The 24,267-nt window shown below is 72.5% G+C and carries 25 protein-coding genes, 1 pseudogene and 1 riboswitch; of the genes and pseudogenes, 15 read left to right on the top strand and 11 right to left on the bottom strand.

Annotated elements, in window-relative coordinates; genetic code table 11:
• A pseudogene (locus IEZ05_RS32865) lies at positions 1-202 on the top strand (hypothetical protein); the annotation flags it as partial.
• Positions 203-214: 12 nt separating this feature from the next.
• Here the strand turns inward: IEZ05_RS32865 and IEZ05_RS32860 are convergent.
• On the bottom strand, positions 215-1,603 hold the full coding sequence (locus IEZ05_RS32860) for an alpha,alpha-trehalose-phosphate synthase (UDP-forming) (protein ID WP_189233960.1): 1,389 nt from the start codon (positions 1,601-1,603) through the stop codon (positions 215-217).
• A 78-nt stretch (positions 1,604-1,681) separates the two neighbouring features.
• Positions 1,682-2,626: a glucosyl-3-phosphoglycerate synthase gene (locus tag IEZ05_RS32855; protein WP_189233959.1), complete on the bottom strand. Its 945-nt coding sequence runs from the start codon at positions 2,624-2,626 to the stop codon at positions 1,682-1,684.
• 142 nt (positions 2,627-2,768) lie between these two features.
• A riboswitch (SAM riboswitch) is annotated at positions 2,769-2,924 on the top strand.
• 18 nt (positions 2,925-2,942) lie between these two features.
• On the opposite strand from IEZ05_RS32855, the gene thrC reads away from it, so the two are divergent.
• The 8 genes from thrC (at position 2,943) to IEZ05_RS32815 (ending at position 11,112) form a co-directional block, all read left to right on the top strand.
• A complete protein-coding gene (gene thrC, locus IEZ05_RS32850) occupies positions 2,943-4,241 on the top strand; it encodes a threonine synthase (protein WP_189233958.1) in 1,299 nt (432 codons plus the stop codon).
• Positions 4,238-4,513, top strand: a complete 276-nt coding sequence (locus tag IEZ05_RS32845) for a MoaD/ThiS family protein (protein WP_189233957.1) — start codon at positions 4,238-4,240, stop codon at positions 4,511-4,513. The genes thrC and IEZ05_RS32845 overlap by 4 nt, the downstream gene beginning before the upstream one ends.
• A 442-nt stretch (positions 4,514-4,955) precedes the next feature.
• Positions 4,956-5,159 (top strand): cold-shock protein, encoded by a 204-nt coding sequence (locus IEZ05_RS32840; RefSeq protein ID WP_004929928.1) that lies wholly within the window; start codon positions 4,956-4,958, stop codon positions 5,157-5,159.
• A gap of 328 nt (positions 5,160-5,487) precedes the next feature.
• Positions 5,488-7,110 (top strand): chaperonin GroEL, encoded by a 1,623-nt coding sequence (gene groL / locus IEZ05_RS32835; protein ID WP_189233956.1) that lies wholly within the window; start codon positions 5,488-5,490, stop codon positions 7,108-7,110.
• Positions 7,111-7,315: 205 nt separating this feature from the next.
• Positions 7,316-8,446, top strand: a complete 1,131-nt coding sequence (locus tag IEZ05_RS32830; RefSeq protein WP_189233955.1) for an NADH:flavin oxidoreductase — start codon at positions 7,316-7,318, stop codon at positions 8,444-8,446.
• Positions 8,447-8,545: 99 nt separating this feature from the next.
• Complete coding sequence (locus tag IEZ05_RS32825) at positions 8,546-10,084, top strand: carboxylesterase/lipase family protein (protein ID WP_189233954.1); 1,539 nt, start codon at positions 8,546-8,548, stop codon at positions 10,082-10,084.
• Positions 10,081-10,446: a hypothetical protein gene (locus IEZ05_RS32820; protein ID WP_189233953.1), complete on the top strand. Its 366-nt coding sequence runs from the start codon at positions 10,081-10,083 to the stop codon at positions 10,444-10,446. Before IEZ05_RS32825 ends, IEZ05_RS32820 begins: the two co-directional genes overlap by 4 nt.
• A gap of 93 nt (positions 10,447-10,539) precedes the next feature.
• Positions 10,540-11,112, top strand: a complete 573-nt coding sequence (locus IEZ05_RS32815) for a dihydrofolate reductase family protein (protein WP_189233952.1) — start codon at positions 10,540-10,542, stop codon at positions 11,110-11,112.
• Between the two features lie 18 nt (positions 11,113-11,130).
• Here IEZ05_RS32815 and IEZ05_RS32810 read toward each other — a convergent pair whose 3' ends face one another.
• From IEZ05_RS32810 to IEZ05_RS32795, 4 genes are all read right to left on the bottom strand, one after another.
• Complete coding sequence (locus IEZ05_RS32810; RefSeq protein ID WP_189233951.1) at positions 11,131-11,694, bottom strand: hypothetical protein; 564 nt, start codon at positions 11,692-11,694, stop codon at positions 11,131-11,133.
• Positions 11,642-13,123, bottom strand: a complete 1,482-nt coding sequence (locus IEZ05_RS32805; RefSeq protein ID WP_189233950.1) for a PTS transporter subunit EIIC — start codon at positions 13,121-13,123, stop codon at positions 11,642-11,644. The genes IEZ05_RS32810 and IEZ05_RS32805 overlap by 53 nt, the downstream gene beginning before the upstream one ends.
• Before the next feature lie 15 nt (positions 13,124-13,138).
• Positions 13,139-14,074 carry an N-acetylmuramic acid 6-phosphate etherase gene (gene murQ / locus IEZ05_RS32800; RefSeq protein WP_189233949.1) on the bottom strand — a complete coding sequence of 312 codons (936 nt, stop codon included), beginning with the start codon at positions 14,072-14,074 and terminating at the stop codon, positions 13,139-13,141.
• Positions 14,075-14,203: 129 nt separating this feature from the next.
• On the bottom strand, positions 14,204-15,157 hold the full coding sequence (locus IEZ05_RS32795; RefSeq protein ID WP_373298889.1) for a MurR/RpiR family transcriptional regulator: 954 nt from the start codon (positions 15,155-15,157) through the stop codon (positions 14,204-14,206).
• 55 nt (positions 15,158-15,212) lie between these two features.
• Here IEZ05_RS32795 and IEZ05_RS32790 point away from each other — a divergent pair, with 55 nt between their 5' ends.
• On the top strand, positions 15,213-15,596 hold the full coding sequence (locus IEZ05_RS32790) for a hypothetical protein (protein WP_189233948.1): 384 nt from the start codon (positions 15,213-15,215) through the stop codon (positions 15,594-15,596).
• 10 nt (positions 15,597-15,606) lie between these two features.
• A complete protein-coding gene (locus tag IEZ05_RS32785) occupies positions 15,607-15,894 on the top strand; it encodes a DUF4031 domain-containing protein (protein WP_189233947.1) in 288 nt (95 codons plus the stop codon).
• Here IEZ05_RS32785 and IEZ05_RS32780 read toward each other — a convergent pair.
• A complete protein-coding gene (locus IEZ05_RS32780) occupies positions 15,867-16,946 on the bottom strand; it encodes a GNAT family N-acetyltransferase (protein WP_189233946.1) in 1,080 nt (359 codons plus the stop codon). The two genes, IEZ05_RS32785 and IEZ05_RS32780, sit on opposite strands and share 28 nt — an antisense overlap.
• Before the next feature lie 10 nt (positions 16,947-16,956).
• The gene (locus IEZ05_RS32775; RefSeq protein WP_189233945.1) at positions 16,957-17,619 is read right to left on the bottom strand and encodes an HD domain-containing protein; all 663 of its coding nucleotides are present in this window, start codon (positions 17,617-17,619) and stop codon (positions 16,957-16,959) included.
• A gap of 46 nt (positions 17,620-17,665) precedes the next feature.
• Here IEZ05_RS32775 and IEZ05_RS32770 point away from each other — a divergent pair, with 46 nt between their 5' ends.
• Positions 17,666-18,349, top strand: coding sequence for a maleylpyruvate isomerase family mycothiol-dependent enzyme (locus IEZ05_RS32770; RefSeq protein ID WP_189233944.1), 684 nt, complete (start codon positions 17,666-17,668; stop codon positions 18,347-18,349).
• Between the two features lie 125 nt (positions 18,350-18,474).
• A complete protein-coding gene (locus tag IEZ05_RS32765; RefSeq protein WP_189233943.1) occupies positions 18,475-19,164 on the top strand; it encodes a copper homeostasis protein CutC in 690 nt (229 codons plus the stop codon).
• A gap of 146 nt (positions 19,165-19,310) precedes the next feature.
• Here IEZ05_RS32765 and IEZ05_RS32760 read toward each other — a convergent pair whose 3' ends face one another.
• The gene (locus tag IEZ05_RS32760; RefSeq protein WP_189233942.1) at positions 19,311-21,356 is read right to left on the bottom strand and encodes a HelD family protein; all 2,046 of its coding nucleotides are present in this window, start codon (positions 21,354-21,356) and stop codon (positions 19,311-19,313) included.
• A gap of 279 nt (positions 21,357-21,635) precedes the next feature.
• Here IEZ05_RS32760 and IEZ05_RS32755 point away from each other — a divergent pair, with 279 nt between their 5' ends.
• Positions 21,636-21,821, top strand: a complete 186-nt coding sequence (locus tag IEZ05_RS32755; protein ID WP_189233941.1) for a hypothetical protein — start codon at positions 21,636-21,638, stop codon at positions 21,819-21,821.
• A gap of 97 nt (positions 21,822-21,918) precedes the next feature.
• Positions 21,919-22,302 carry a hypothetical protein gene (locus tag IEZ05_RS32750; protein WP_189233940.1) on the top strand — a complete coding sequence of 128 codons (384 nt, stop codon included), beginning with the start codon at positions 21,919-21,921 and terminating at the stop codon, positions 22,300-22,302.
• Positions 22,303-22,335: 33 nt separating this feature from the next.
• Here IEZ05_RS32750 and IEZ05_RS32745 read toward each other — a convergent pair whose 3' ends face one another.
• Both IEZ05_RS32745 and IEZ05_RS32740 read right to left on the bottom strand, forming a co-directional pair.
• Positions 22,336-23,979 carry a DNA repair helicase XPB gene (locus IEZ05_RS32745; protein ID WP_189233939.1) on the bottom strand — a complete coding sequence of 548 codons (1,644 nt, stop codon included), beginning with the start codon at positions 23,977-23,979 and terminating at the stop codon, positions 22,336-22,338.
• Positions 23,980-24,063: 84 nt separating this feature from the next.
• Positions 24,064-24,267 carry a hypothetical protein gene (locus tag IEZ05_RS32740; RefSeq protein ID WP_189233938.1) on the bottom strand — a complete coding sequence of 68 codons (204 nt, stop codon included), beginning with the start codon at positions 24,265-24,267 and terminating at the stop codon, positions 24,064-24,066.

Here is a 24,267-nt window from a genome sequence, read left to right as displayed (position 1 = left end):
CGCGGAGATCAATTCGATCGGTGAGGACACCGGCACCTGCCCCGCGCCGAAGCCGGGCGGCGCCGCCCCGTCCGGCACGCCCGTGCAGGACGGCAAGAAGTGCACCGACCAGCTGGACTACGCGGGTGACTCCCGGTCCAACGCCGAGATCAACTCCATCGGCGACAGGACCGGCTACTGCCCGCCGGTCCAGGGACGGTGACCCCCGCCGGCGTCAGCCCCGCAGTGCCGCCAGCTGATCCAGGAACCACCGGGCCGGCGGCAACGCGGTCGCGGCGGCGGACAGCCGCTTCGACCGCTCGGCCCGCTCGCCCGCCGGCACCGACAACGCCTCGTGCAGCGCGTCCGCCGTTCCACAGATGTCGTACGGGTTCACCACCAGCGCGTCGTCACCCAGCTCCTCGTACGCCCCCGCCTCCCGGGACAGCACCAGCACGCACCCCTCGTCGGAGACGACCGGCACCTCCTTCGCCACCAGGTTCATCCCGTCCCGGATGGGGTTGACCAGCGCCACGTCCGCCAGCCGGTACGCCGCCAGCGACCGCGCGAAGTCGTCCTTCACGTGCAGCACGACCGGCGTCCACCCGGCCGTCCCGAACTCCGCGTTGATCTCCTGCGCGACGCGCTGCACCTCGGCCGTGTAGTCCCGGTACACGGCGAGGTCCTGCCGCGACGGGTAGGCGAAGGCGACGTGCACGACCCGCTCCCGCCACTCGGGCCGGTCGGCGAGCAGCTGCCGGTACGCCAGCATGCCCCGCACGATGTTCTTGGACAGCTCGGTGCGGTCCACCCGGACGATCGCCCGGCGCCCCTCGCCGATCTCCTCGCGCAGCGCCGCCATCCGTTCGTCGACGTCGGCCTCGTGCGACCGCTTCCGGAGGAAGTCCGCGTCGGCCCCCAGCCCGTGCACGCCGATCTCCGTGCCGCCGACCCCGTCCACCAGCGCGTCGCAGCAGGCGGTGAACGCGTCGGCCCACCGCCGGGTGAGGAACCCGAGCCGGTCGGCGCCCAGCATCCCGCGCAGGACCTGCTCGGCGATGTCGTCCGGCAGCATCCGGAAGTAGTCGACCGGCGCCCACGGCGTGTGCGAGAAGTGGCCGATCCGCAGGTCGGGCCGCAGCTCGCGCAGCATTCCCGGCACCAGCGTCAGGTGGTAGTCCTGCACGATGGCGACCGCGCCCTCGGCGGCCTCCTCGGCCAGCGCCTCGGCGAAGGCCCGGTTGTACGCCTCGTAGGACGCCCACTGCCGCCGGAACTCCGCGTCGAAGACGGGCTCCAGGGGCGTCTGGTACAGCATGTGGTGCACGAACCACAGCACCGAGTTGGCGATCCCGTTGTACGCGTCCGCGTGCACGTCGGCCGGCACGTCCAGCATTCGTACGCCGTCCTCGCCCACCCCGCGCCGCACCGCCTCGCGGTCGCCGTCGCTCAGCGCGGAGCAGACCCACAGCGCGTCCGCGTCCGGCCCGATGGCCGACAACCCGGAGACCAGTCCGCCGCCGCCCCGTTTGGCATGCAGCGAACCGTCCTCCCGCACCTCGTACGAGACGGGCCCCCGATTGGAGGCGACCAGCACCTGAGCAGCACCGAAGGTTGAAGCCATACGCCTCAACCTAGCCCGGCCCCCAAATCCTCAAACGTGCCCACGCGTCACCTCGGCGGCGATTCGGTCACGTGACGCTCAGGCCACCCGGCGGGACGCGTACTCCGCGATCTCCGTCATCGGGGGCCGTTCCTCGGTGTCGACGGCGTAGGTGCGCGGTTCGAAGCCGCCGGCGCCCCGCTCGAACTGGGTGAGGGCCGGCCGGAGCAGATGGCCGCGGGCCAGCCGGAGCTGGGCGGTGCGGTAGATCGCGGCGGACATGCGGCCCAGCGCCCGGCCGTCCTGGTGACGGTGCCGGCGCACCCCGACGTCGACCTGGGCGAGCGCGTCCAGGCCCACCAGGTGCAGGGAGTCGACGAGCATGCCCAGCTCCACCCCGTAGCCGACGGGGAAGGGGAGCTTCTCGAGGAGCGAGCGGCGGGCCGCGTACTCGCCGCCGAGCGGCTGGACGAAGCCCGCCAGCCGGGGCCAGTGCAGGTTGAGCAGCGGGCGGGCCATCAGCTCGGTGACCCGGCCGCCCTCGCCCGGGGCGGCGTCGAGCGGGCGGTCGTACATGGCCTTGACGAGGTGGACCTCCGGGTCGGTGAGCAGCGGGCCCACGATGCCGGAGACGAAGTCGGCGGAGAACTCGCGCAGGTCGGCGTCGACGAAGCAGACGATGTCCCCGCCGGTGACCAGCAGCGAGCGCCAGAGCACCTCGCCCTTGCCGGGCACGGCCGGGATGCGGGGGAGTATCTCGTCGCGAGGGACGACACGCGCCCCCGCCGCCGCGGCCACCGCCGCCGTGCGGTCGGTCGACCCGGAGTCCACGACCACGAGCTCGTCGACGAGCGGCACCCGCCGCATCAGCTCGCGGCGGATCACCGCGACGATCTCGCCGACGGTCGCCTCCTCGTCGAGCGCGGGCAGCACCACGCTGACCGACTGGCCCGTGGCGCGCTTGGCGGCCATGATCTGGGGAAGCGTGCGGTCTGCCACGGACCAGGAGCGTGTGCCAAGCCAGCGCTCGACTTCTTCCAGCACGGTCGGTGGGCTCCTTTGTGATCCATCTCGCGGTACGGACGACTATCTCAACCGTCCTGGCCTTCGGTTACAGTCTTGAACAACGCGGAGGACCGGCGCATGCCGGGGTCACCGTGTGAACCAGCGCAAAACAACCACATACCGCTCATCCAGAGGGGCAGAGGGATACGGCCCGATGAAGCCCCGGCAACCCTCCAGTCGGTTCTCGTAGATCACTGTCGATCGCAGCGCGAGGCTCCCGGCTAGGGAAGGTGCCAAATCCGTCTCACGGCGAGATGCGTCGTGAGGAAGATGAGGAGAAAGGGCCTCGCCTCACATGGCTGTGCAGACTGTCGCAAGCACCACCGACACCACCGCTTCCCCCTCCCCCGTGGACCTGGGCCCCGCCGCGGCGCTCTCCTGCCGCGAATGCGGTCACCGTGTGCCCCTCGGCCCGGTCTTCGCGTGCGAGGAGTGTTTCGGCCCGCTGGAGATCGCCTACGACTTCTCGGCCTACGACACCGAGGAACTGCGGAAGCGGATCGAAGCGGGCCCCGCGAACATCTGGCGCTACGCGCCCCTGCTGCCCGTCCCGGCGGACGTCGCGACCAAGCCGAACATCAACCCGGGCTGGACCAAGCTGGTCAAGGCCGAGAACCTGGCCCGTGAGCTCGGCGTCACCGGCGGTCTGTACGTCAAGGACGACTCCGGCAACCCGACGCACTCCTTCAAGGACCGTGTCGTCGCCCAGGCCCTGGAGGCCGCCCGCGCCTTCGGCTTCACCACCCTGTCCTGCTCCTCCACCGGCAACCTCGCCGGCGCCGTCGGCGCCGCCGCCGCCCGGGCCGGCTTCCGCTCCTGCGTGTTCATCCCGCACGACCTGGAGCAGGGCAAGGTCGTCATGGCCGCCGTCTACGGCGGTGAGCTCGTCGGCATCGAGGGCAACTACGACGACGTGAACCGCTTCTGCTCCGAGCTGATCGGCGACCCGGCCGGCGAGGGCTGGGGCTTCGTCAACGTCAACCTGCGGCCGTACTACGCCGAGGGTTCCAAGACCCTCGCGTACGAGATCTGCGAACAGCTCGGCTGGCAGCTGCCCGACCAGCTCGTCGTCCCGATCGCGTCCGGCTCCCAGCTCACGAAGATCGACAAGGGTCTGCAGGAGCTGATCAAGCTCGGGCTGGTCGAGGACAAGCCGTACAAGATCTTCGGCGCGCAGGCCGAGGGCTGCTCGCCGGTGTCCACCGCCTACAAGGCCGGGCACGACGTCGTCCGCCCCCAGAAGCCGAACACCATCGCCAAGTCCCTCGCGATCGGCAACCCGGCCGACGGCCCCTACGTCCTCGACATCGCCCGCCGCACCGGCGGCGCGGTGGAGGACGTGAACGACGAGCAGGTCGTCGACGCGATCAAGCTGCTCGCCCGGACGGAGGGCATCTTCGCGGAGACCGCCGGCGGTGTGACGGTCGGCGTCACGAAGAAGCTGATCGAGAACGGCGTCCTGGACCCGTCCCTCACCACGGTCGTCCTCAACACCGGCGACGGCCTCAAGACCCTCGACGCGGTGGCCGGCACCGGTCTGACCGCGACGATCCGCCCCAACCTGGACTCCTTCCGAGAGGCTGGCCTCGCATGAGCGTGACCGTTCGCATCCCCACCATCCTGCGCACCTACACCGGCGGGAAGGCCGAGGTCGCCGCCGAGGGCGCGACTCTCTCCGAGGTCATCACGGACCTGGAGAAGAACCACACCGGCATCGCCGCCCGCGTCCTGGACGACCAGGGCAAGCTGCGCCGCTTCGTCAACGTCTACGTCAACGACGACGACGTCCGCTTCGAGCAGGGCCTGGAGACGGCGACGCCGGACGGTGCCGGCGTGTCCATCATTCCGGCGGTCGCCGGCGGCTGATCCGCCCGCCCGGTCGCCTTCGGTGACCGGCGTCACGCAGAGTTCATGGAATTGCCCCCTCCGTAAGAGAAGCGGAGGGGGCAATTCCATGTGATTGAGCGCGGTAGAGTTGGGGAACGCGCTCCCGATCACCGAGACGGTGCTCCGGAATTCCTCGTCGCAGGCCCGACAAGATGTAGCCAAAGTGTGGGCGTATTTCGCGGCTTTTGTTCGCTTTGTGTAGCCCGACTTGACCCGAATTCAGGCGAATTCTCGCCACATTCCGGACCGGCTACGTCCAGATTTCTCGTCCGATTGACCTGTTGCAGACGGCAGTTGGACAGATACATTCAGCCGCGGTCGACGCGTTCCGGCGCACGCCCCCACCCATTGGGGGGGTGAGGTCTGACCCGGATCCGCGAAGTGCGGATCTGTGCAAGGGCCAGTAATAGGGGAGTTAGGCATGGCTCAGGGCACCGTCAAGTGGTTCAACGCGGAGAAGGGGTACGGCTTCATCGCGGTCGACGGTGGTGCGGATGTTTTCGTCCACTACAGCGCGATTCAGATGGACGGCTACCGCACCCTCGAAGAAGGCCAGCGGGTCGAGTTCGAGATCTCGCAGGGTCAGAAGGGCCCGCAGGCCGACATGGTTCGCCTCAGCGCCTGAGACGTGCGGCCGGCGCAAGCCAACGGTCTTCTCCGAAGGGCCCGTACCCCCTGGGGTACGGGCCCTTCGGCCTGCCCGGGACCCGGTCCCGCCGGTGTTCGCGGGCGGCTGAGCGACCGGCTCGATCCCCGAGAGGCGCTTGCACTCGACAGGGGCGAGTGCTAATCATTGGCGTTAGCACTCTGAAGGTGAGAGTGACAACGAAGGACCGGGTCGGTGAGGCCCGCAGGCCGGGTGGGGAAGGAACCCACGAGGCCGGCGAGCCGTCCGTCGCGGGCGCGGGCGCGGTCCGAAGGAATCACCCCCAGTCCTGGAGGGACCACTTCACATGGCCAAGATCATCGCGTTCGACGAGGAGGCGCGGCGCGGCCTCGAGCGCGGCATGAACCAGCTCGCGGACGCCGTCAAGGTGACGCTCGGCCCCAAGGGCCGCAACGTCGTCCTCGAGAAGAAGTGGGGCGCGCCCACGATCACCAACGACGGTGTCTCCATCGCCAAGGAGATCGAGCTCGAGGACCCGTACGAGAAGATCGGCGCCGAGCTGGTCAAGGAAGTCGCCAAGAAGACGGACGACGTCGCCGGTGACGGTACGACCACCGCGACCGTTCTCGCCCAGGCCCTGGTGCGCGAGGGTCTGCGCAACGTGGCCGCCGGTGCCAACCCGATGGCGCTGAAGCGCGGTATCGAGAAGGCCGTCGAGGCCGTCTCCGCCGCCCTGCTCGAGCAGGCCAAGGACGTCGAGACCAAGGAGCAGATCGCCTCCACGGCCTCCATCTCCGCCGCCGACACCCAGATCGGCGAGCTCATCGCCGAGGCCATGGACAAGGTCGGCAAGGAAGGCGTCATCACCGTCGAGGAGTCCCAGACCTTCGGTCTGGAGCTGGAGCTCACCGAGGGTATGCGCTTCGACAAGGGCTACATCTCGGCGTACTTCGCCACCGACATGGAGCGGATGGAGGCGTCGCTCGACGACCCGTACATCCTCATCGCCAACTCCAAGATCGGCAACGTCAAGGACCTGCTGCCGCTCCTGGAGAAGGTCATGCAGTCGGGCAAGCCGCTGCTGATCATCGCCGAGGACGTCGAGGGCGAGGCCCTGTCGACCCTGGTCGTCAACAAGATCCGCGGCACCTTCAAGTCCGTCGCCGTCAAGGCCCCGGGCTTCGGCGACCGCCGCAAGGCCATGCTCGGCGACATCGCCATCCTCACGGGCGGCGAGGTCATCTCCGAGGAGGTCGGCCTCAAGCTGGAGAACGCCTCGCTCGACCTGCTGGGCAAGGCGCGCAAGGTCGTCATCACCAAGGACGAGACCACGATCGTGGACGGCGCCGGCTCCGCCGAGCAGGTCCAGGGCCGGGTCAACCAGATCCGCGCCGAGATCGAGAACAGCGACTCGGACTACGACCGCGAGAAGCTCCAGGAGCGCCTGGCGAAGCTGGCCGGCGGCGTGGCCGTCATCAAGGCCGGTGCCGCCACCGAGGTCGAGCTCAAGGAGCGCAAGCACCGCATCGAGGACGCCGTCCGCAACGCGAAGGCGGCCGTCGAGGAGGGCATCGTCGCCGGTGGTGGCGTGGCCCTGCTCCAGGCCTCCCAGGTCTTCGAGAAGCTGGAGCTGACGGGTGACGAGGCGACCGGCGCCAACGCCGTGAAGCTCGCCCTGGAGGCCCCGCTGAAGCAGATCGCCGTCAACGGTGGTCTCGAGGGCGGCGTCGTCGTGGAGAAGGTCCGCAACCTGACCGTCGGCCACGGCCTGAACGCCGCGACCGGTGAGTACGTCGACATGATCGCCGAGGGCATCATCGACCCGGCGAAGGTGACCCGTTCCGCGCTGCAGAACGCCGCCTCCATCGCCGCGCTGTTCCTCACCACCGAGGCCGTCATCGCCGACAAGCCGGAGAAGGCCGCCGCGGCCGCTCCGGGCGGCATGCCGGGCGGTGACATGGACTTCTGATCGACCGGTTCCGGTTGATCGACCGTCCGTCACGTACCGAGGGCGGCACTCCTGGCCAAGGCCGGGGGTGCCGCCCTCGGGCGCGTGTGAGCCGGGTCACGGATGGCGGACGGCCGGAATGACGGTGGCGGGCGTGCCGGTTGCACGGGTGCAGGCATCCATGCGTATGCACATACTGACCGGTACCTCCCCGAGGAGTTCCCCCGTGACCGTCACCGCCTCCGAAGCCGCCTCGCGCGCCGCGCAGATCCTCGCCCGCCCGGCCGTCATCAACGGCCTGACCGTGCCGAACCGCATCGCGATGGCGCCGATGACCCGCATGTTCTCCCCGGGCGGCGTCCCCGGCGAGGACGTGGTCTCGTACTACGCGCGCCGCGCCGCCGCCGGTGTCGGCCTGATCGTCACCGAGGGGACGTACGTCGGCCACGACTCCGCCGGGCAGAGCGACCGCGTGCCGCGCTTCCACGGTGACGATCAGCTCGCCGGATGGGCGAAGGTCGCCGACGCCGTGCACGCGGCGGGCGGCACGATCGTGCCGCAGCTGTGGCACATCGGCATGGTGCGCAAGCAGGGCGACCAGCCGTTCCCCGACGCCCCCGCCGTCGGCCCCTCGGGCCTGCGCATCGGCGAGGACGAGGTCACCGGCAAGGTCATGACCCAGCGCGACCTGGACGACGTCATCGGCGCCTTCGCCGAGGCCGCTGCCGCCGCCGAGCGCATCGGCTTCGACGGCGTGGAGATCCACGGCGCCCACGGCTACCTCGTCGACCAGTTCCTGTGGGCCGGCACCAACCGCCGCACCGACGCCTACGGCGGCGACCCCGTGGCCCGCACCAGGTTCGCCGCGGAGATCGTGGCCGCCGTGCGGGAGACGGTCTCGGCCGAGTTCCCCGTGATCTTCCGCTACTCCCAGTGGAAGCAGGACGCCTACGACGCCCGCCTCGCCGAGACCCCCGAGGAGCTGGAGGCGATCCTCGCCCCGCTGGCCTCGGCCGGCGTCGACGCCTTCCACGCCTCCACCCGCCGCTACTGGCGCCCCGAGTTCGACGACTCCGACCTCAACCTCGCCGGCTGGACCAAGAAGCTCACCGGCAAGACCGCCATCACGGTCGGCTCCGTCGGCCTCGACGGCGAGTTCGGCAAGGCGTTCCAGGGCGAGGGCGCCGGGCTCGGCAGCCTCGACGACCTCCTGGACCGCATGGAGCGCGACGAGTTCGACCTCGTCGCCGTCGGCCGCGCCCTGCTCCAGGACCCGCAGTGGGCCCGGAAGGTGCTGGACGGCCGCTTCGACGAGCTGACGCCGTTCGACGCGGCGTCGCTGAAGTCCCTGAGCTGAACCCCGGACCGCTCCCGTCGCGCACCGCGGCATAGGGTCCGTGGGATCACCAACTACTGCCGCACGTAAGGCCGGCGGCGACCAGTCAGGGAGTGATCGATGACGAACCCCGAGGCCCAGGAGTCCGTGGTGCGCACCGCCACCGGCGCGGTGCGCGGACGGCGGGAGGACGCTCTCACCGTCTTCCGCGGCATCCCGTTCGCCGAGCCGCCGGTGGGGGACGCCCGGTTCGCCGCACCGCGCCCGGCCCGGCCCTGGGACGGCATACGCGACGCGTTCGCGTTCGGGCCGCCGCCCCCGCAGGACCTGGGACTCGCGGGACGGGCCGGCGCACCGGGCGCGCCGGAGGGCGACGACTGGCTGACGGTCAACGTCTGGACGCCCGAGCCGGACCCGGCCGCCCACCGCCCCGTGATGGTGTGGATCTACGGCGGCGCCTACAAGCTCGGCCACGCCGGCAGCCCCGGCTACGACGCCCGCCGCGTGGCCGAGGACGGCGACCTCGTCGTCGTCACCTTCAACTACCGCGTCGGCATGGAGGGTTTCGCCCGCATCGAGGGGGCGCCCGCCAACCGGGGCCTGCTCGACCAGGTCGCCGCGCTGGAGTGGGTGCGGGACAACATCGCCGCGTTCGGTGGCGACCCGGACCAGGTCACCGTCTTCGGCGAGTCGGCGGGGGCCGGTTCCCTCGCCGCATTGCTGGCCATGCCGCGCGCGGCCGGGCTGTTCCGCCGGGCCATCGCCCAGAGCGTGCCGGGCACCTTCTTCTCCGACGCGCTCGCCCGGGACATCGCCGGCGCCCTCGGCGCCGAGGCGGGCCTGCGGCCGACCGTCGCCGACCTGTCGGCGGTGGCTCCGGACCGGCTGGTCGCGGCCGGACAGACGCTGGCCGCCAAGATGCTCCAGCACGTGGACCGCTGGGGCCAGGCCGCCCCCACGGTCACCCCCTACTCACCGGTCGTGGACGGCGAGGTTCTGCCGGTCGTGCCGTGGCGGGCGCTGGCGTCCGGGGCCTCCCGGGACGTCGACCTGATTGTCGGTCACAACCGCGACGAATTCCGCCTGTTCAGCTCCATGGCCGGGTCCTCGGACCGGATCACCGACGAGCGCGCCGCCTCGGCCCTGCGGATGTTCGCCCCCGGCCCGGACGGCGAGCGGACCTACCGCGCCGCCTTCCCCGACGCGTCCCCCGGTGAGCTGTACGAACGCGTCCAGACCGACTGGCTGTTCGCCATGCCGTCGCTGCACCTGGCGGAGGCTCACCTCGCGGGCGGCGGCCGGTCGTACGTCTACGAGCTGACCTGGCCTGCCCCGGGCAACGGCGGTGCCCTCGGCGCCTGCCACGCCCTGGACCTCCCGCTGCTGTTCGGCACGTTCGACGCCGACATGGGCGTGCTGCTGTTCGCCGGGGCGGAACCGTCCCCGGAGGCGCTGGCCCTCTCCGCCCGTTTCCGCGCCTCCTGGACCGCGTTCGCCCGCACCGGCGACCCCGGCTGGCCCGCGTACGACACCGGACGGCGCCTGGTGCAGGTCCTGGACGCCGAGCCGGCCGTCGTGCCGTACCCGGAGGAGACCTCGCGGCGGCTGTGGGAGGGCCACGAGTTCGCCGCGCTGCCCCTGCTGGGGGCGGGGGTGTGAGGGTCCGCGGCGCGCTGCTGGGCCTGTTCCTGGTGCCCCTGGCCGTCGGCGCGTACTTCCTGTGCCGGGCGGCGACCGCGGACGGCACCCCGAGCTGCGACGGCATCATCGTGGAGTACGGCGACGCCGAGCGGTCCGGCCCCATGAAGCCGGGGGAGACGTGCGACCTCTACGACTTCACGGACGGCCGCTCGGCCGGCACCCGGACGTACGACCAGCAGAGGAAGGCCCAGGAGCAGCGGGCGGCGGACGACCGCCTGACCGGTGGCCTCTGGGCCGCCCACGGGCTGGCGGGCCTGATCGTCGTCGCCTCGGGCCTCGGGGTGACCCGCTCGGCCGCCGGCCGGGACGGCGACCGATGAGTTTTCGCGAGCGCCGCGGTCGAAGAGGGAGAACGCACCACGCAACAGCGGGATCATGAGCCACCGGAACCACGAGCCATCAGGAGACCCCAGATGCGCACCCTGATCAGCACCGCCTTCGTCTCGCTCGACGGAGTCGTGGAGGCGCCCGGCGGCGAGCCCGGTTACCGGAACTCGGGCTGGACCTTCAAGGACCTGGAGTTCCTCCCCGAGGCGTACGAGATCAAGGGCCGGGAGCAGAAGGAGGCCGGCGCGATGCTGCTCGGCCGGGTCAGCTACGAGGCGTTCAGCGCGGTCTGGCCGGACATGGAGGACTTCGCCGACTACAAGGTGATGCCGAAGTACGTCGTCTCCACCACCCTCACCGACGGCGACCTGGTGTCCAACTGGGGCGAGACCGCGATCCTGCGCTCGCTCGACGAGGTCGCCGCACTGAAGGAGACGGAGGGCGGCCCGATCATCGTGCACGGCAGCGCCACCCTCAACCGGGCCCTCTCGGACGCCGGCCTCATCGACCGCTACCACCTGCTGGTCTTCCCGCTGCTCCTCGGCGCGGGCAAGCGGCTGTTCAGCGACACGGACAAGGACGCCCAGAAGCTGAGGCTCGTCGAGCACGAGGCGTACGCCAACGGCATCCAGAAGAACGTCTTCGACGTCGTCCGCTGACGCCGCGGCGGTGCCGCCTCAGCCCATCGGCTCGATGTCCACCCGCACCGGCGTCCCCCACACGCGCAGCACCTCGTAGTCCGTGAACTCGTGCACCAGCCGGTACGCCATCGCCGCGCGTGGGGCGCGCAGCTGGGCGGCGATGTACAGCTCGGCCTCGCGGCGGTCCCGTCGCGGGGTGCCGCACAGCTGCCACGCCTGACCGTTCCACAGCTCCGGCAGCCAGCGCTGCTGGGGCTGCGGCCGGTCGCCGCGCATCCCGTAGCGGGACGGGGCCGGCTCGGCGGGCCGGGCCGGGAGGGGGCCGCCGCCGTACTCGGCGCGGCGGGCGGCGCGGCGGCGGGTCTCGCACAGGAGGCACAGGTCGGGGGCGGCCTCGTCGACCGGTCCGTTCGGATGCTCGGGGCACCGGGTGCTGGGGGCCGTCGTGGTGACGCTCTCCTCCAGCCGGTCCAGCGCGCGCTTCAGGTCGGCGCGGATCTCGTGCACCTTGGCGTCGGGCGTGTCGGCGGTCAGGGCCTCGCCGTGCTCACCGAGGAGGCGCAGGGCGCGGCCCAGGGCGGTCAGCTGGGCGTGGTTCATGTTCCTCAGGGTCGCACACGGCACCGACGGTCCCGCCCGCCTCCGCCGCCCGCAGGCTGTCGCCGAGGCCGAAGAAGTACGTCGCCGCGAATCCGACCACGTACCCGGTGAGCAGCCCGCCGCCGTACACGCCCGCCGTCGCCGCCCACCCTCCGGCGCCCGCGAGCAGCGGGAACAGCGCCCAGCCCGACGGGCCGATCGCCGTGGCCCCCACGTCGGTGCCGAGCATCGCGAACAGGCCGACGAACGCGCCGCCCGCCGCCCCGCCCACGCATGCGGTGAGGAAGGGGCGGCCGAGGGGGAGCGAGACGCCGTAGATCAGCGGTTCGCCCACGCCCAGCAGTCCGGCGGGGAGCGCCGACCTGATCGTCGTGCGCAGGGACGTGTCGTGGCGCAGCCGGACGTAGACCGCCGCCGCCGCGCCGACCTGGCCCGCGCCCGCCATGGCCAGAACGGGCAGCAGCACGGTGTGGCCCTGCTGCTCGATGAGCGTGGTGTGGATGGGGATGAGCGCCTGGTGCAGGCCCAGCATCACCAGGGGAAGGAAGAGGCCGCCCAGGACGAGGCCGGCCAGGGCGCCCGTCGTCGTCAGGAGCCAGCCCGCCGCCGTGCCGACGGCCGTCGCGACCTCGCCGGCCGCGTACATGAGGACGTACAGCGTGACCAGGCCGGAGACCAGCACCGTCAGGGCCGGGGTGAGCAGCACGTCCAGGGTGCCGGGGAGGCGGGCGCGGCACCACTTCTCGACGTACGTGCCGAGCAGCGCCGCCGCCAGCGCGCCGAGGACGCCGCCCTGGCCGGGGGCGAGCGCGACGCCGAACGCGGTCACCTTCGCCACCCCGGGGTAGACGACGACGGCGGCGGTCGCGCCGCCCAGGACGGGCGTCCCGCCGAACTCCTTCGCGGTGTTGTGGCCGACGAACACCGCGATCAGCGCCATGAAGGCGGAGGAGACGGCGGCCAGGGCGGGGGTGAGGCCGGGCAGCCACCGCAGGTTGGTGAGCAGGCCGGCGACGCCCGCGACGATGCCGCAGCCGATCAGGGCCGGGATGAGCGGGACGAAGACGTTCGCGACCCGCCGCAGCGCCGACTTCAGAGGTGTCGCGTTGCGCCGCCGCTGCCGGGCCTTCAGCTCGGCCCCGCGCCGGGCGAGCTGGTCCGCCGTGCCGCCCCCGGCCGCCAGCAGGGCCTCGAACGCCTCCGTCACCCGCCCGACCACCCCCGGGCCCAGCACCACCTGGTACGACCCGTCGTCCTCCACCACCCCGAGCACACCGGGCAGGGCCCGCAGCGCCGCGTCGTCCACCCGGGACCGGTCGGCCAGGCCCAGGCGGAGGCGGGTCATGCAGTGGGCGACGGAGGTGACGTTCGCGGGGCCGCCGACCAGGGGGAGCAGCGCGGCGGCCGTGGCATGGGGATCCTTGTGCACCTGTCGAGCGTGCGGTCAGCCCCGCGCCGCCGCCAGCGCGGCACGCAGATGACCGTCGGAGTCCTCCAGAAGGCGGGCGGCCGTCGGGCCGTCGACATCGGCCAGCAGGGTCAGGATGGCGTGCTTGACCTCGCCGTCGGTGGCGGCCAGCGCGCGTTCGATCTCCTCGTCCTCGGCGCCGGTGGCGAGCGCGACGATACGGCGGGAGCGGGCGCGCAGCTTCTCGTTGGAGGCCCGGACGTCGACCATCAGGTTTCCGTAGGTCTTGCCGAGCCGGATCATCGTGATCGTCGACAGCATGTTGAGGACCAGCTTCTGCGCCGTGCCGGCCTTCAGCCGGGTGGAGCCGGTGATCAGTTCGGGTCCGGTGACGACCTCGATGCCGTGCTCGGCGGCGGCGGCCAGGGCACTGCCCGCGTTGCAGGCCAGACCGACGGTCAGCGCACCGAGCGCGCGGGCGTGCTCGACGGCGCCGATCGCGTACGGGGTGCGGCCGGAGGCGGACACGCCGACCACCGTGTCGTCGGCGGTGAGGGCGAGGGCGTCGAGGTCGGCGCGGGCCAGCTCGGCGGAGTCCTCGGCGCCCTCGACGGAGGTGACCATGGCCTCCGGGCCGCCCGCGATCAGGCCGACGACCTGCCCCGGTTCGGTGTTGAAGGTGGGCGGGCACTCCGAGGCGTCCAGCACACCGAGCCGGCCCGCGGTGCCGGCGCCCGCGTAGACCAGCCGGCCGCCACGGCTCATCCGGGCGGCGACGGCATCGACGGCGGCGGCGATCTCGGGCAACCGCGCGGCGACGGCGGCGGGCACCGTGGCGTCCTCGCCGTTCATCACCCGCGCGATGTCGAGGGTGGACATCCGGTCGATCTCGGCCAGCTCGGGCCGGAACGCCTCGGTGGTCAACGTCTCCAACTGGGAACGGAGATCGGGGTGATGGGGGGTGGAGGTCATGAGAGAACGGCCCTTTTCAACTTCGGTCGGTGTACTAACCAAGGGGCGCGGGGCTGTATCGATGTGCGGCTCCGCCGCGTGGGCGCGACCAGCCACACTCGGCCGCCGGCCGCCCACGACGATCAAGCTCTACGGTCTACCGCGCGAACCGTGCCGATGGGCCAACGCCTCGTAGGACGCCGCCAGAGCCGGCGCAGCCGATTCGTACGTCCGCTGCGCCACCCCCACGAACAGGCAGTCCACCACCAGCAACTGACTGGTCCGCGACGACATCGCCGCCGGCCGCAACTCGCTCTCCCGCGCCGTGGACGTGGTCAGCACGTGGTCGGCGTACTGCGTGACGGGACTGTCGGGGCGGCCGGTGATCGCGACGGTCGTCGCCCCGCGTTCGAAGGCGACGCGCAGCGGCTCGATGACGTCCCCGGTCGACCCGGAGTGGGTGATGGCGAGGGCGACGTCCCCGGCGCGCAGCTGCACCGCGTTGGTGACGGCGAGGTGTGGGTCGCTCGGGGCGTGGGCTATCAGCCCTATGCGCAGGAGTTTCTGGGTGAGATCCTGGGCGACCAGCCCGGAGGCGCCAATGCCGTACACGTCGGTGCGGCGGGCGGCGGCCAGTGCGGCGACGGCCGCGCCGAGCTGGACGGTGTCGAGTCCGGCGGCGGTGTCGGCGAGGGTCTGCTGCTCGTCGTAGGCCAGCTTGGCGACGACGTCGGCGATCGGGTCGTCGACCGCGATGTCCGTCGTGATGGCGGGTGCGCGCCCCGACTGCTGCTGCGCGGCGAGCCCGGCGAGCGCGAGGCGCAGATCGCGGTAGCCGGGGTAGCCGAGCAGGCGGGCGGTGCGTACGACGGTGGCCTCGCTGGTGCCGGTGAGCTCGGCGAGGCCGGTGACCGTGAGGGCCGCGCAGCCGGCCGGGTCGCCCGCGACGGCCTCGGCGACCCGCTGCATGGAGCGGGTCATCGACGGCGCCAGCGTGCGCACCTTGGCCGCGAGGGCGGCGGGCGCGGGCGGCGCGCTCCCGCCTCCGGTGGCGCGACGGCCGCCGGGCGCACTCGCGAAAGTTTCCTTCACTTCATCGGTCACTCATGAAAGATATTTTCGTTTCGGTCCCCGGGTCAAGAGTGCGCACAATGGGGGCATGGACCCCATCAGCCCCCTGGAGCAGGCCCTCCACGCCGCACGCGCCCTCGTGCTCGCCGACCTGGTGGCGGGCCAGGTGGCCGAGGCCGACGTCGTGTCGCTCGTCGAGGAGTCCGTCGTGCAGCGGCGCTGGTGGGTCGAGCAGTGGCCCGAGGGCGCTCAGTTCGTGGCCGGGCTGGTCGCGCAGGACGTCCAGGACGCCCTGCTGGAGCGGTACGGCCGCTGGCCGCTGTGCCCGGTGTGCGGCTCCGGCGACCCGCACGCGCTGGACGTCGAACCGGAACTCGGCCCGGACCCGCACTGGGTGTGCGGCAAGGCCGGCGTGAAGGTCGCGGCGGTCGGCTCGCTGGGCGCCGCCACGGGCGGCACGCAGTCGTCGTGAGGACGCCCCGGTGACCCTCTACATCGATCCGCCGACCTGGCCGGGCCACGGCCGCATGTGGTCGCACCTCGTCAGCGACGTCTCCTACGCCGAACTGCACGCGTTCGCCGAGACCCTGGGCGTGCCGCGCCGCGCCTTCGAACGCGACCACTACGACCTCCCCGCCCACCGGTACGCGGACGCCGTGTCCGCCGGCGCCCTGGAGGTCAGCAGCCGCGAGGTGGTGCGGCTGCTGCACGGGGCGGGGCTGCGGCGGCGCAAGGGCGCCGGTCAGGGGCGCGAGCCCCGCAGCTCGTAGGCGAACTGCTCCTCGTCCTCCCCCGCGACCCGGGTGAAACCGGCGCGCGCGATGACGGCCTGGGACGGCAGGTTGCCGGGCTCCGTCGTCGCGAACACCGACGTCACCTCGTCGCGCTCCAACGCCCAGGCGGACAGCGCGCGCAGACCCTCGGTGGCGTATCCGTGGCCCCGCGCGGCCTCGGCGAGGTCGTAGCCGATCTCCACCCGGCCGTCCTCGTCGGGCGCGCCGTGGAAGCCCATGCCGCCGACCGCGCGCCCGTCCTGCGTGCGCACGAGCGTGAACACGCCCCACTCCGGCCGGTGTACGCCCGCCTCGTACGCCTTCAGCAGCATCCCGGCGGCGTCCCGCGTGCCCTGGTACGGCCCGCCGTCGACCCACACGAACCCGCCGTCGCCGCCCGCGGCCAGGTCGGCGGCGGCAGCGGGGGTGACGCCCTGGAGGGTGAGGCGTCCGGCGGGGATCACGAGGTTGTTGTTCCAGCGCCACGCGTCGAGCGGGGCGCGTCCGGGAAGCTCGCCGCGGCCGGTGGCCCACAGCAGGGTGCGCCAGTGGTCGGGGCCGGGCAGGACGTGCGGGAAGATCCGGGTCAGCACGTCCTCGCACAGTGCGGCGGGCGGCTCGTACGTCAGGCCCAGCCCTTCGGCGATGTCGTGCGTGTGCACCAGCACTTCGGTGACCCCCATCGCGGCGAAGCCCTCGCGGTTCGCGCTGCGGAACGGGTACGAGTGGAAGGCGCGGACCTCGCGCGGGGTGGTGCGGACGGTGGCGGCGAGCAGCGCGCTCGTCGTCTCGATCACCTGGAGGACGCCCTCGTTGTCGGTGCCCTCGTCGAAGGTGATCTCGAAGGGCACCCAGGCTTCCATCGCGCGTCCCGCCAGCTGCCCGGCGTACGCGATGAGGTCCGAGGCGATGTGCTCCGCCGTCTCCCGGCAGCTCCACTCCAGCCGCCCGGCCCGTACCGCCTCCCAGTCCCGGTCCGTCGCCGTGCGCAGCAGCGCCACCGCGCCCGCCACCGCCTCTTCCACCTGATCCCCGCCCATGGTCCGCATGCGGGGCACGTTACGGGGCCGGGTCACCGCCGGGCGACAGCATTTCCAGCTCGCCGGTGAGGTTGTAGCGGGCGGTCGCCTCCCACTCCCGCTGCCCGTACGGCGTGCGGAACAGCCGGGGCAGGCCGAGCAGTTGACGCAGGATCGCGGCGCGCCCCTCGCGGAAGGCGTCGTTCGGCACGAAGTGGTACTCCTCGCGGACGGCGGCCGTGTAGGCGGCGTACGCCGACGGGGGCGAGGCGAGGACCGCCAGGTCGGCGTCGCACAGCACCTGGCCGTCGCGGTCGTCGTCGGCGGGGTCGTGCGCGACGGTGAGCCGCACCAGCCGGGCCACCTCCGCGGTCCTCTCCGCCGGCACGCCGGCCTCGGGCAGCGCCCGTTCGGCCAGGCGCGCCGACCGCTCCTCGTTCTCGGACCGCTCGGGCAGGTACACGGCGTCGTGGAACCAGGCGGCCAGCCGTACGGCGTCCGGGTCGTGCGCGTACTGCTCCAGCTCGTCGACGCGGTCGAGGACCGCGGTGAGGTGGGCGAGCGTGTGGTAGCGGCGCTGGGGCTCCTGCCAGCGGGCGAGCAGGTTGTCGGCGTACGGCACCGGGTCCGGCCCGGCGTCGGAGCCCCGGGCTCCGTTCAGGGCGCGAGCGAAGCGGGCGCGGAGGGCGTCGAGATCGGCCATGCCCTCATTCTCCCGCGACCGGTCCGCCGGCCCTAGCGTGGAGGCCATGACGACTCCTGCTGATGTACACGAGGTACGCGACCCCGAGCTGCCCGGGCGGCTGCTGACCATCGAACGGGACGAACTGGTGCCGCTGCTGCGGTCCCGGGCGGACGGTGACTTCGCGCTGCCGGTGGAGGCGTGTCCGGGCTGGACCGTGCGGGACGTGCTGGCGCACTGCTCGTCCGCGCTGATGCGGGTGGTGGAGAGCCGCTTCGAGAAGGGCGTCTTCTCACCCGCGTCCAACGACCGGGACATCGCCGAGCGCGCCGACTGGCCGAACGCCCGGATCGTCGACGAGCTGGAACGCGGCATGACCGAGGCCGGGCCGGTGATCGGCCGTGCGGGTGGTGTCCTGGACCGGGTCGCGCTGGGCGAGTGGGTGCACGCGGGCGATGTGCGGGTGGCCTTCGGCGAGCCGGGGGCGTACGCGGGGCGGGGGCTGCCGGACGCGCTCACGCTGCTGACCACGGTCACGCGGGACCTCGGGCACGTTCCGCTGCACGCCGACCTCGACGACGTGGACGAGCCGCTGAAGCTGGGCGAGGTGAGCGGCGAGCGGCCGCCGGGGCGGTTCATCGGTGACGCGCCGACGCTGGTGCGCCTGTACGCGGGGCGGCCGGTGGACGCCGGGGCCGGGTACGAGCTCGCCGGGGTCGAGGCGGCGGAGCTGAACATCTTCGGCGACTGAGCGGCGGCGGGCCCGAGGTGCGGGGACCCTCTGGCACGCTGTCGGGGCGTACGCTTGAATTGGACTAGACCTGTAGCGGTCCGGACAGCCGAGCAAGCCCGACGAAGCCCGACGAATGGGGTCCCATGAGCAAGCGTGCAGTCCTGGAGGTGATCGCCCTCGACGTCGAGGACGCGGTCGCCGCCCAGGCCGGAGGCGCGGATCGCCTCGAACTGGTCACCGACATGGCGGCCGACGGACTCACCCCGTCGACCGGGACCGTCGCCGCGATCCGCGCCGCCGTCGACATCGACATGCGGGTGATGCTGCGGCTGGCGGACGGGTTCGCCGCCGGGGACGTCGAGCGGCTGGTGGGGATCGCCGGGGAGATGCGGGGGGCCGGGGCGGACCAGTTCGTGCTCGGGTTCCTCGACGCGGACGGTGACGTGGACCTGCGGGCGGTGGAGCGGGTCGCCGGGGCGCTGGAGGGATGCCGGTGGACGTTCCACCGTGCCATCGACCGGGCCGCCAACCGGGACGCGGTGCGCAAGCACCTGGCCGACTTCCCCGGGCTGGACACGTATCTGACGGCCGGCGCGGCGGGGGGCGTCGGCGAAGGTCTTCCGACGCTGCTCGCGGAGGCGCGGCGGCGGGGGGAGCCGGGGTACGAGCAGCAGCTTCTGGTGGGGGGCGGGCTGAGGCTGGAGCACGTGCCGACGCTGCTGGACGCGGGCATCGACGGCTTCCACATCGGCGGCGCGGCGAGGCCCTCCGGGTGGGACGGGCCGGTGTCGGCGGACGCGGTGGGGGAGTGGCGGCGGGTACTGGGCGGGTAGCCGCATCGGCGTACCCGAACCGCGGCCGCGCCCGAGTGTCCGCGCAGCCGCAGCCGCAGCCGCACCCGCATCGCCGCGGGCAGTCGTGCCGCCCCAGCGGCACGACTGCCCGCGGCTACGGGGGCGTGGCGTGCGACTGTCCGCAGCTAGGCCAGTTGCGGCGGGAGTGTCGTCGCGTGGGTCACCAGGAGGCCCGAGACCGCTCGGGTCAGGCAGACGTACAGGCGGCGCAGACCCGTGCGTTCGTCGGGCTCGCCGTCGACCACGGCCTGCGGCTCGTCCAGGACCACGTAGTCGTACTCCAGGCCCTTGGCCAGTGACGCCGGGACCAGGGTCAGGCGGGTGGCCCGCGTCGTCTCCTCGCCCGGGCCGAGGTGGCCGATCCCCGCGGCGGTGAGCGCGTCCGCCAGCTCCGGCACGCGCGCGTCGGCGGCGATCAGGCCGACCGAGCCCTCCCGGGACAGCAGCTCGCGGCACGCCGCCACCACGTCTGCCGTACCGCCCGCGGCCGCGCGGATCTCGAAGAAGCCCGGGTTCTCACGGATCGACGCCACCGGCGTCAGACCGGGCGCGATGTACGGCAGCAGCCGCGAGGCGTACGTGATGACGTCCGTCGGCACGCGGAAACCGGCGGTCAGCTCCTCGATCACCGCCTCGCCCTTGCCCAGGTGGGCCAGCGCCTCCTCCCAGCTCCGCGTCGCCCAGGGCGTGGTGCCCTGCGCCAGGTCGCCGAGGACGGTCGCCGAGCCGGTGGTGCAGCGCCGGCCCACCGCGCGGTACTGCATGGGGGACAGGTCCTGCGCCTCGTCGAGGACCACGTGCCCGAGGGAGTGGGTGCGCTCGATCAGGTCGGTCGCCTCGTCGATCAGCACCGCGTCGGCCGGTGCCCACCTGGCGGACTTCACCGACCGGGCCGGCTTCACCCACAGGATCGCCTTCTGCTCGTCCTCGGTGAGGACGCCCTCGGCGTGCTCGGCCAGGAAGTCCGCGTCCGTGAGCAGGCGCAGTACCAGCTTCGCCGGGTCGACCTGCGGCCAGACGGCCTTGACCGCAGCCTTCACCGCGGCGTTGCGCGCCACCGCGTTCTGCACCCGGTCGTCCGGCGCCTCGCCCGCCCGCTCCATCTGCACCAGCACGGCGTGCGCGACGCGCTGCGGAAGGGCCTCGCGGGCGGCGCCGTAGCGGATGTCGCGGGCGAGCAGCTCGCGGACGATCTCCTCCAGCTCGTACGCCGCCACCCGCCAGCGGCGCGAGCCGCGCACGACCACGATCCCCTCCGTGGGCAGCGTGACGTGCGAGTACAGGGCCCTGCGCAGCACCTCCGCCATCCGCGCGTCACCCTTGATCACCGCCGCCGTGGCGTCGTCCGTGCCGCGCACCTCGACGTGCGCGACCAGGTCGTCGACGGTGGCCTGCCGGACCGTCAGCTCGCCGAGCGCGGGCAGGACTTGCTCGATGTAGTGCAGGAAGGACTTGTTCGGCCCGATGACGAGCGTGCCGGTGCGGGCGAGCCGCTCGCGGTGGGCGTACAGGAGGTAGGCGACCCGGTGCAGACCGACGGCGGTCTTGCCGGTGCCCGGGCCGCCCTGCACGCAGACCGACCCGGCGAGCCCGGCGCGCACGATCTCGTCCTGCTCGGGCTGGATGGTCGCCACGATGTCCCGCATCGGGCCGACACGGGGCCGCTCGATCTCCTGCTGGAGCAGCTTGCTGGTGGTCGCCGCCTCGGCCGGGTCGGACAGGTGCTCGTCCTCGTACGCCGTGAGGTCCCCGCCGGTGTACCCGAAGCGGCGGCGCAGCCCGACGTCCAGCGGGTCCTTCTTCGACGCCCGGTAGAACGGCTGCGAGACCGGCGCACGCCAGTCGATCACCATCGGGTCGCCGTCCGCGTCGTGCACGTGCCGGCGCCCGATGTAGAAGCGCTCACCCTCCGCGCCCTCGGCCTGCTCCGCCCCCGGCGCGTGCAGGTAGTCGAGCCGGCCGAAGAACAGCGGGGTGTCGCTGAGGTCGGCGAGCGCCTTGATGCGGTCCTCGATCTGGTTCTGCAGGACGGCGGCGTTGACCCAGTTCGCGGTGACGTCGGTGATGTCGAGGGACTCGACGTCCTCCCGCATGGCCCGCAGCGCGGAACGGGACGCGGTGAGATGGGCGCGCTCGCGGGACAGAGGGTCGTCGTGGACGGGCGTGGACAAGGGGGTGCCTCCGGATGACCTGCGGTTCGGTGGGCGCGGGCTGCGCGGTGGGCCGACCGGTTTCCGTCCGGACGGCAGCACTCCGAGGGGGAGGCGGGCAAGAGCGGAGATTCTAGGGGAAGGAGTGCGGCGCGGGCCAACGTATTTCTCCGGCAGCCCCTAGGGGATCGCGTCCTCCGCACTGGGGGATGTACTCCCTCCACGGTCGTAGCGGACGGCGGCGCGGGGTCGGCCCGGAGACCGATGACAGCCTTATGTCCCGAATCGCACTATGGAGACATGAGCGCAGCAACCATCTCCCCCGCCCCGGCACCGGGCCGCCCGTCCGGCGCCACGCCCGTGGCCGGCAGCCACCGGCACCGGCTCGGTGACGCCCTGCGCGCCGTCAAGGTGTTCGCGGGCGCCGCCTTCGACGTGGTCGTCCTCGGCGAGTACGGCGAGGAGGCCGGCGTCCGCCGCCGGTGACGTCCGTACGCGCGCCGGCGGCCTGAGTACACCGACGCGCGGCGGCTGAGTACGTCCGCCGGTGCGCGGGCACCGGCCGCGCGGCTTCACTGGCCGCATGACCACACAGCACTGCACGGCGCAGCCGCCCGCGTACCTGCCGCGGCGGGCAGGCCGGGACCGCCGCGCCTGGGTCGCCCCGGCCGTCGCGACCGGGCTCCTGACCGTCCTGGGCCCGGCGGCGCTGTTCCTCGGCGGCCTGTCGGCCATGGCGACCGACAGCTGCGGCCCGGACGACTGCTCGCAGGCCCTGACGACCTCACTGTCGCTGATCTACGGGACCCTGTACTTCGGCGGCTTCCTCACCCTCGGCGCCTGGGCCGCCGCCTGGGTGATCCCGTGGACCCGCCGGTGGAGCGCCCTGCGCGCCTGCCTGGCGTTCGCCTCGCTGCTGCCGTCCCTGTTCGTCCTGCTGCTGGTGTTCACCCTGCCCGCGCCGTGACCGGGGCCGGGCCGGGTCACGGCGCGGCGGCCGTCAGCCCTCCGTCAGCAGCTCGTCCGCGTCCATGATCCGGTAGGCGTAGCCCTGTTCCGCCAGGAAGCGCTGGCGGTGGGCGGCGAAGTCCTGGTCGAGCGTGTCGCGGGCGACGACCGAGTAGAAGTGCGCCTGGTGACCGTCGGCCTTGGGGCGCAGCACCCGCCCCAGCCGCTGGGCCTCCTCCTGCCGCGAACCGAAGGTGCCGGACACCTGGATCGCGACCGTCGCCTCCGGCAGGTCGATGGAGAAGTTCGCGACCTTCGACACCACGAGGACGCTGATCTCGCCCTGCCGGAAGGACTCGAAGAGCTTCTCCCGCTGGGCGTTGGACGTCTCGCCCTTGATGACCGGCGCGCCCAGGTGCTCGCCCAGCTCGTCGAGCTGGTCGATGTACTGGCCGATGACGAGGATCTGCTGCCCGGCGAAGCGGCGCACGATCGCCTCCGTCACCTTCCGCTTCGTCGCGGTCGTCGCGCAGAAGCGGTACTTCTCCTCCGCCTCGGCGGTGGCGTACGCGAGCCGCTCGGAGTCGGTGAGGTTGACCCGGACCTCGACGCAGTCGGCGGGCGCGATGTAGCCCTGCGCCTCGATCTCCTTCCACGGCGCGTCGAAACGCTTGGGGCCGATGAGCGAGAACACGTCCGACTCGCGGCCGTCCTCGCGCACCAGCGTCGCGGTGAGGCCGAGCCGGCGCCGCGCCTGGAGGTCGGCGGTGAACTTGAAGACCGGCGCCGGCAGCAGGTGCACCTCGTCGTAGACGATCAGCCCCCAGTCCCGGGAGTCGAACAGCTCCAGGTGCGGATAGACGCCCTTGCGGCGCGTCGTCAGCACCTGGTAGGTGGCGATCGTGACGGGCCGGATCTCCTTCTTCGTCCCGCTGTACTCGCCGATCTCGTCCTCGGTCAGCGAGGTCCGCTTCACCAGCTCGTGCTTCCACTGCCGGGCCGAGACGGTGTTGGTGACGAGGATCAGCGTCGTGGACTTGGCCTGCGCCATCGACCCGGCGCCGACCAGCGTCTTGCCCGCGCCGCAGGGCAGGACCACGACACCGCTGCCGCCGTGCCAGAAGTTCTCCACGGCCTGCTTCTGGTACGGGCGCAGCGCCCACCCGTCCTCGGCCAGCTCGATCGGGTGCGCCTCGCCGTCGACGTACCCGGCGAGGTCCTCGGCGGGCCAGCCCAGCTTCAGCAGCGTCTGCTTGATCTGCCCGCGCTCGGAGGGGTGCACGGCCACCGTGTCGGGGTCGATGCGGGTGCCGACCAGCGGGGCGATCCGCTTCGACTTCAGGACCTCCTCGAGCACCGGCCGGTCGGTGGTCGTCAGGACCAGTCCGTGCGCCGGGTGCTTGGAGAGGGTGAGGCGGCCGTAGCGGTCCATCGTCTCGGCGATGTCGACGAGCAGCGCGTGCGGCACCGGGTAGCGGCTGTACTGCACGAGCGCGTCCACGACCTGCTCGGCGTCGTGCCCCGCCGCCCGCGCGTTCCACAGGCCCAGCGGGGTCACCCGGTAGGTGTGGATGTGCTCCGGCGCCCGCTCCAGTTCGGCGAAGGGCGCGATGGCACGGCGGCAGTCGTCGGCCTGCTCGTGGTCGACTTCCAGGAGCAGGGTCTTGTCGGACTGGACGATGAGCGGACCATTCACGGGCGGCACCCTTTCGCGTGCGTACGGCCGGACGACGGCTCGGCCGATCGTCCAGTGTGCCTGATCGCGGCGCGAGGGTGCCCGCTACCGCAGCGTGAGGTTGTCGACCAGCGGTCCCTCCACGGTGATCCCCTCGACGACCGGCTGCCCGCCGCCCGCCACCGGCAGCGGCAGCGGCAGCGCGGTGGCCTCCGGGGCGAGCGAGCCGAACAGGGCGGCCGCGGTGATCAGGGCGGCGATGGAGACGGCGACGGCGTAGCGGGCGGAATCGGGGAGCTTCGAATACAT

The sequence above is a fragment of the Streptomyces flaveolus genome (genome assembly GCF_014648815.1).
GTDB lineage: Bacteria > Actinomycetota > Actinomycetes > Streptomycetales > Streptomycetaceae > Streptomyces > Streptomyces flaveolus.
This window is presented reverse-complemented; position numbering and strand designations above follow the sequence as displayed.

Excerpts from the sequence above, each read along its gene's own strand:
- IEZ05_RS32770 (WP_189233944.1), top strand. The coding sequence starts at position 17,666 with ATGACGACTCCTGCTGATGTACACGAGGTACGCGACCCCGAGCTGCCC.
- IEZ05_RS32740 (WP_189233938.1), bottom strand. The coding sequence starts at position 24,267 with ATGTATTCGAAGCTCCCCGATTCCGCCCGCTACGCCGTCGCCGTCTCC.
- thrC (WP_189233958.1), top strand. The coding sequence starts at position 2,943 with ATGGCTGTGCAGACTGTCGCAAGCACCACCGACACCACCGCTTCCCCC.
- IEZ05_RS32840 (WP_004929928.1), top strand. The coding sequence starts at position 4,956 with ATGGCTCAGGGCACCGTCAAGTGGTTCAACGCGGAGAAGGGGTACGGC.
- IEZ05_RS32845 (WP_189233957.1), top strand. The coding sequence starts at position 4,238 with ATGAGCGTGACCGTTCGCATCCCCACCATCCTGCGCACCTACACCGGC.
- IEZ05_RS32790 (WP_189233948.1), top strand. The coding sequence starts at position 15,213 with ATGGACCCCATCAGCCCCCTGGAGCAGGCCCTCCACGCCGCACGCGCC.
- IEZ05_RS32810 (WP_189233951.1), bottom strand. The coding sequence starts at position 11,694 with ATGAACCACGCCCAGCTGACCGCCCTGGGCCGCGCCCTGCGCCTCCTC.
- murQ (WP_189233949.1), bottom strand. The coding sequence starts at position 14,074 with ATGACCTCCACCCCCCATCACCCCGATCTCCGTTCCCAGTTGGAGACG.
- IEZ05_RS32750 (WP_189233940.1), top strand. The coding sequence starts at position 21,919 with ATGACCACACAGCACTGCACGGCGCAGCCGCCCGCGTACCTGCCGCGG.
- IEZ05_RS32765 (WP_189233943.1), top strand. The coding sequence starts at position 18,475 with ATGAGCAAGCGTGCAGTCCTGGAGGTGATCGCCCTCGACGTCGAGGAC.
- IEZ05_RS32780 (WP_189233946.1), bottom strand. The coding sequence starts at position 16,946 with ATGCGGACCATGGGCGGGGATCAGGTGGAAGAGGCGGTGGCGGGCGCG.
- IEZ05_RS32815 (WP_189233952.1), top strand. The coding sequence starts at position 10,540 with ATGCGCACCCTGATCAGCACCGCCTTCGTCTCGCTCGACGGAGTCGTG.
- IEZ05_RS32825 (WP_189233954.1), top strand. The coding sequence starts at position 8,546 with ATGACGAACCCCGAGGCCCAGGAGTCCGTGGTGCGCACCGCCACCGGC.
- IEZ05_RS32775 (WP_189233945.1), bottom strand. The coding sequence starts at position 17,619 with ATGGCCGATCTCGACGCCCTCCGCGCCCGCTTCGCTCGCGCCCTGAAC.
- IEZ05_RS32860 (WP_189233960.1), bottom strand. The coding sequence starts at position 1,603 with ATGGCTTCAACCTTCGGTGCTGCTCAGGTGCTGGTCGCCTCCAATCGG.
- IEZ05_RS32755 (WP_189233941.1), top strand. The coding sequence starts at position 21,636 with ATGAGCGCAGCAACCATCTCCCCCGCCCCGGCACCGGGCCGCCCGTCC.
- groL (WP_189233956.1), top strand. The coding sequence starts at position 5,488 with ATGGCCAAGATCATCGCGTTCGACGAGGAGGCGCGGCGCGGCCTCGAG.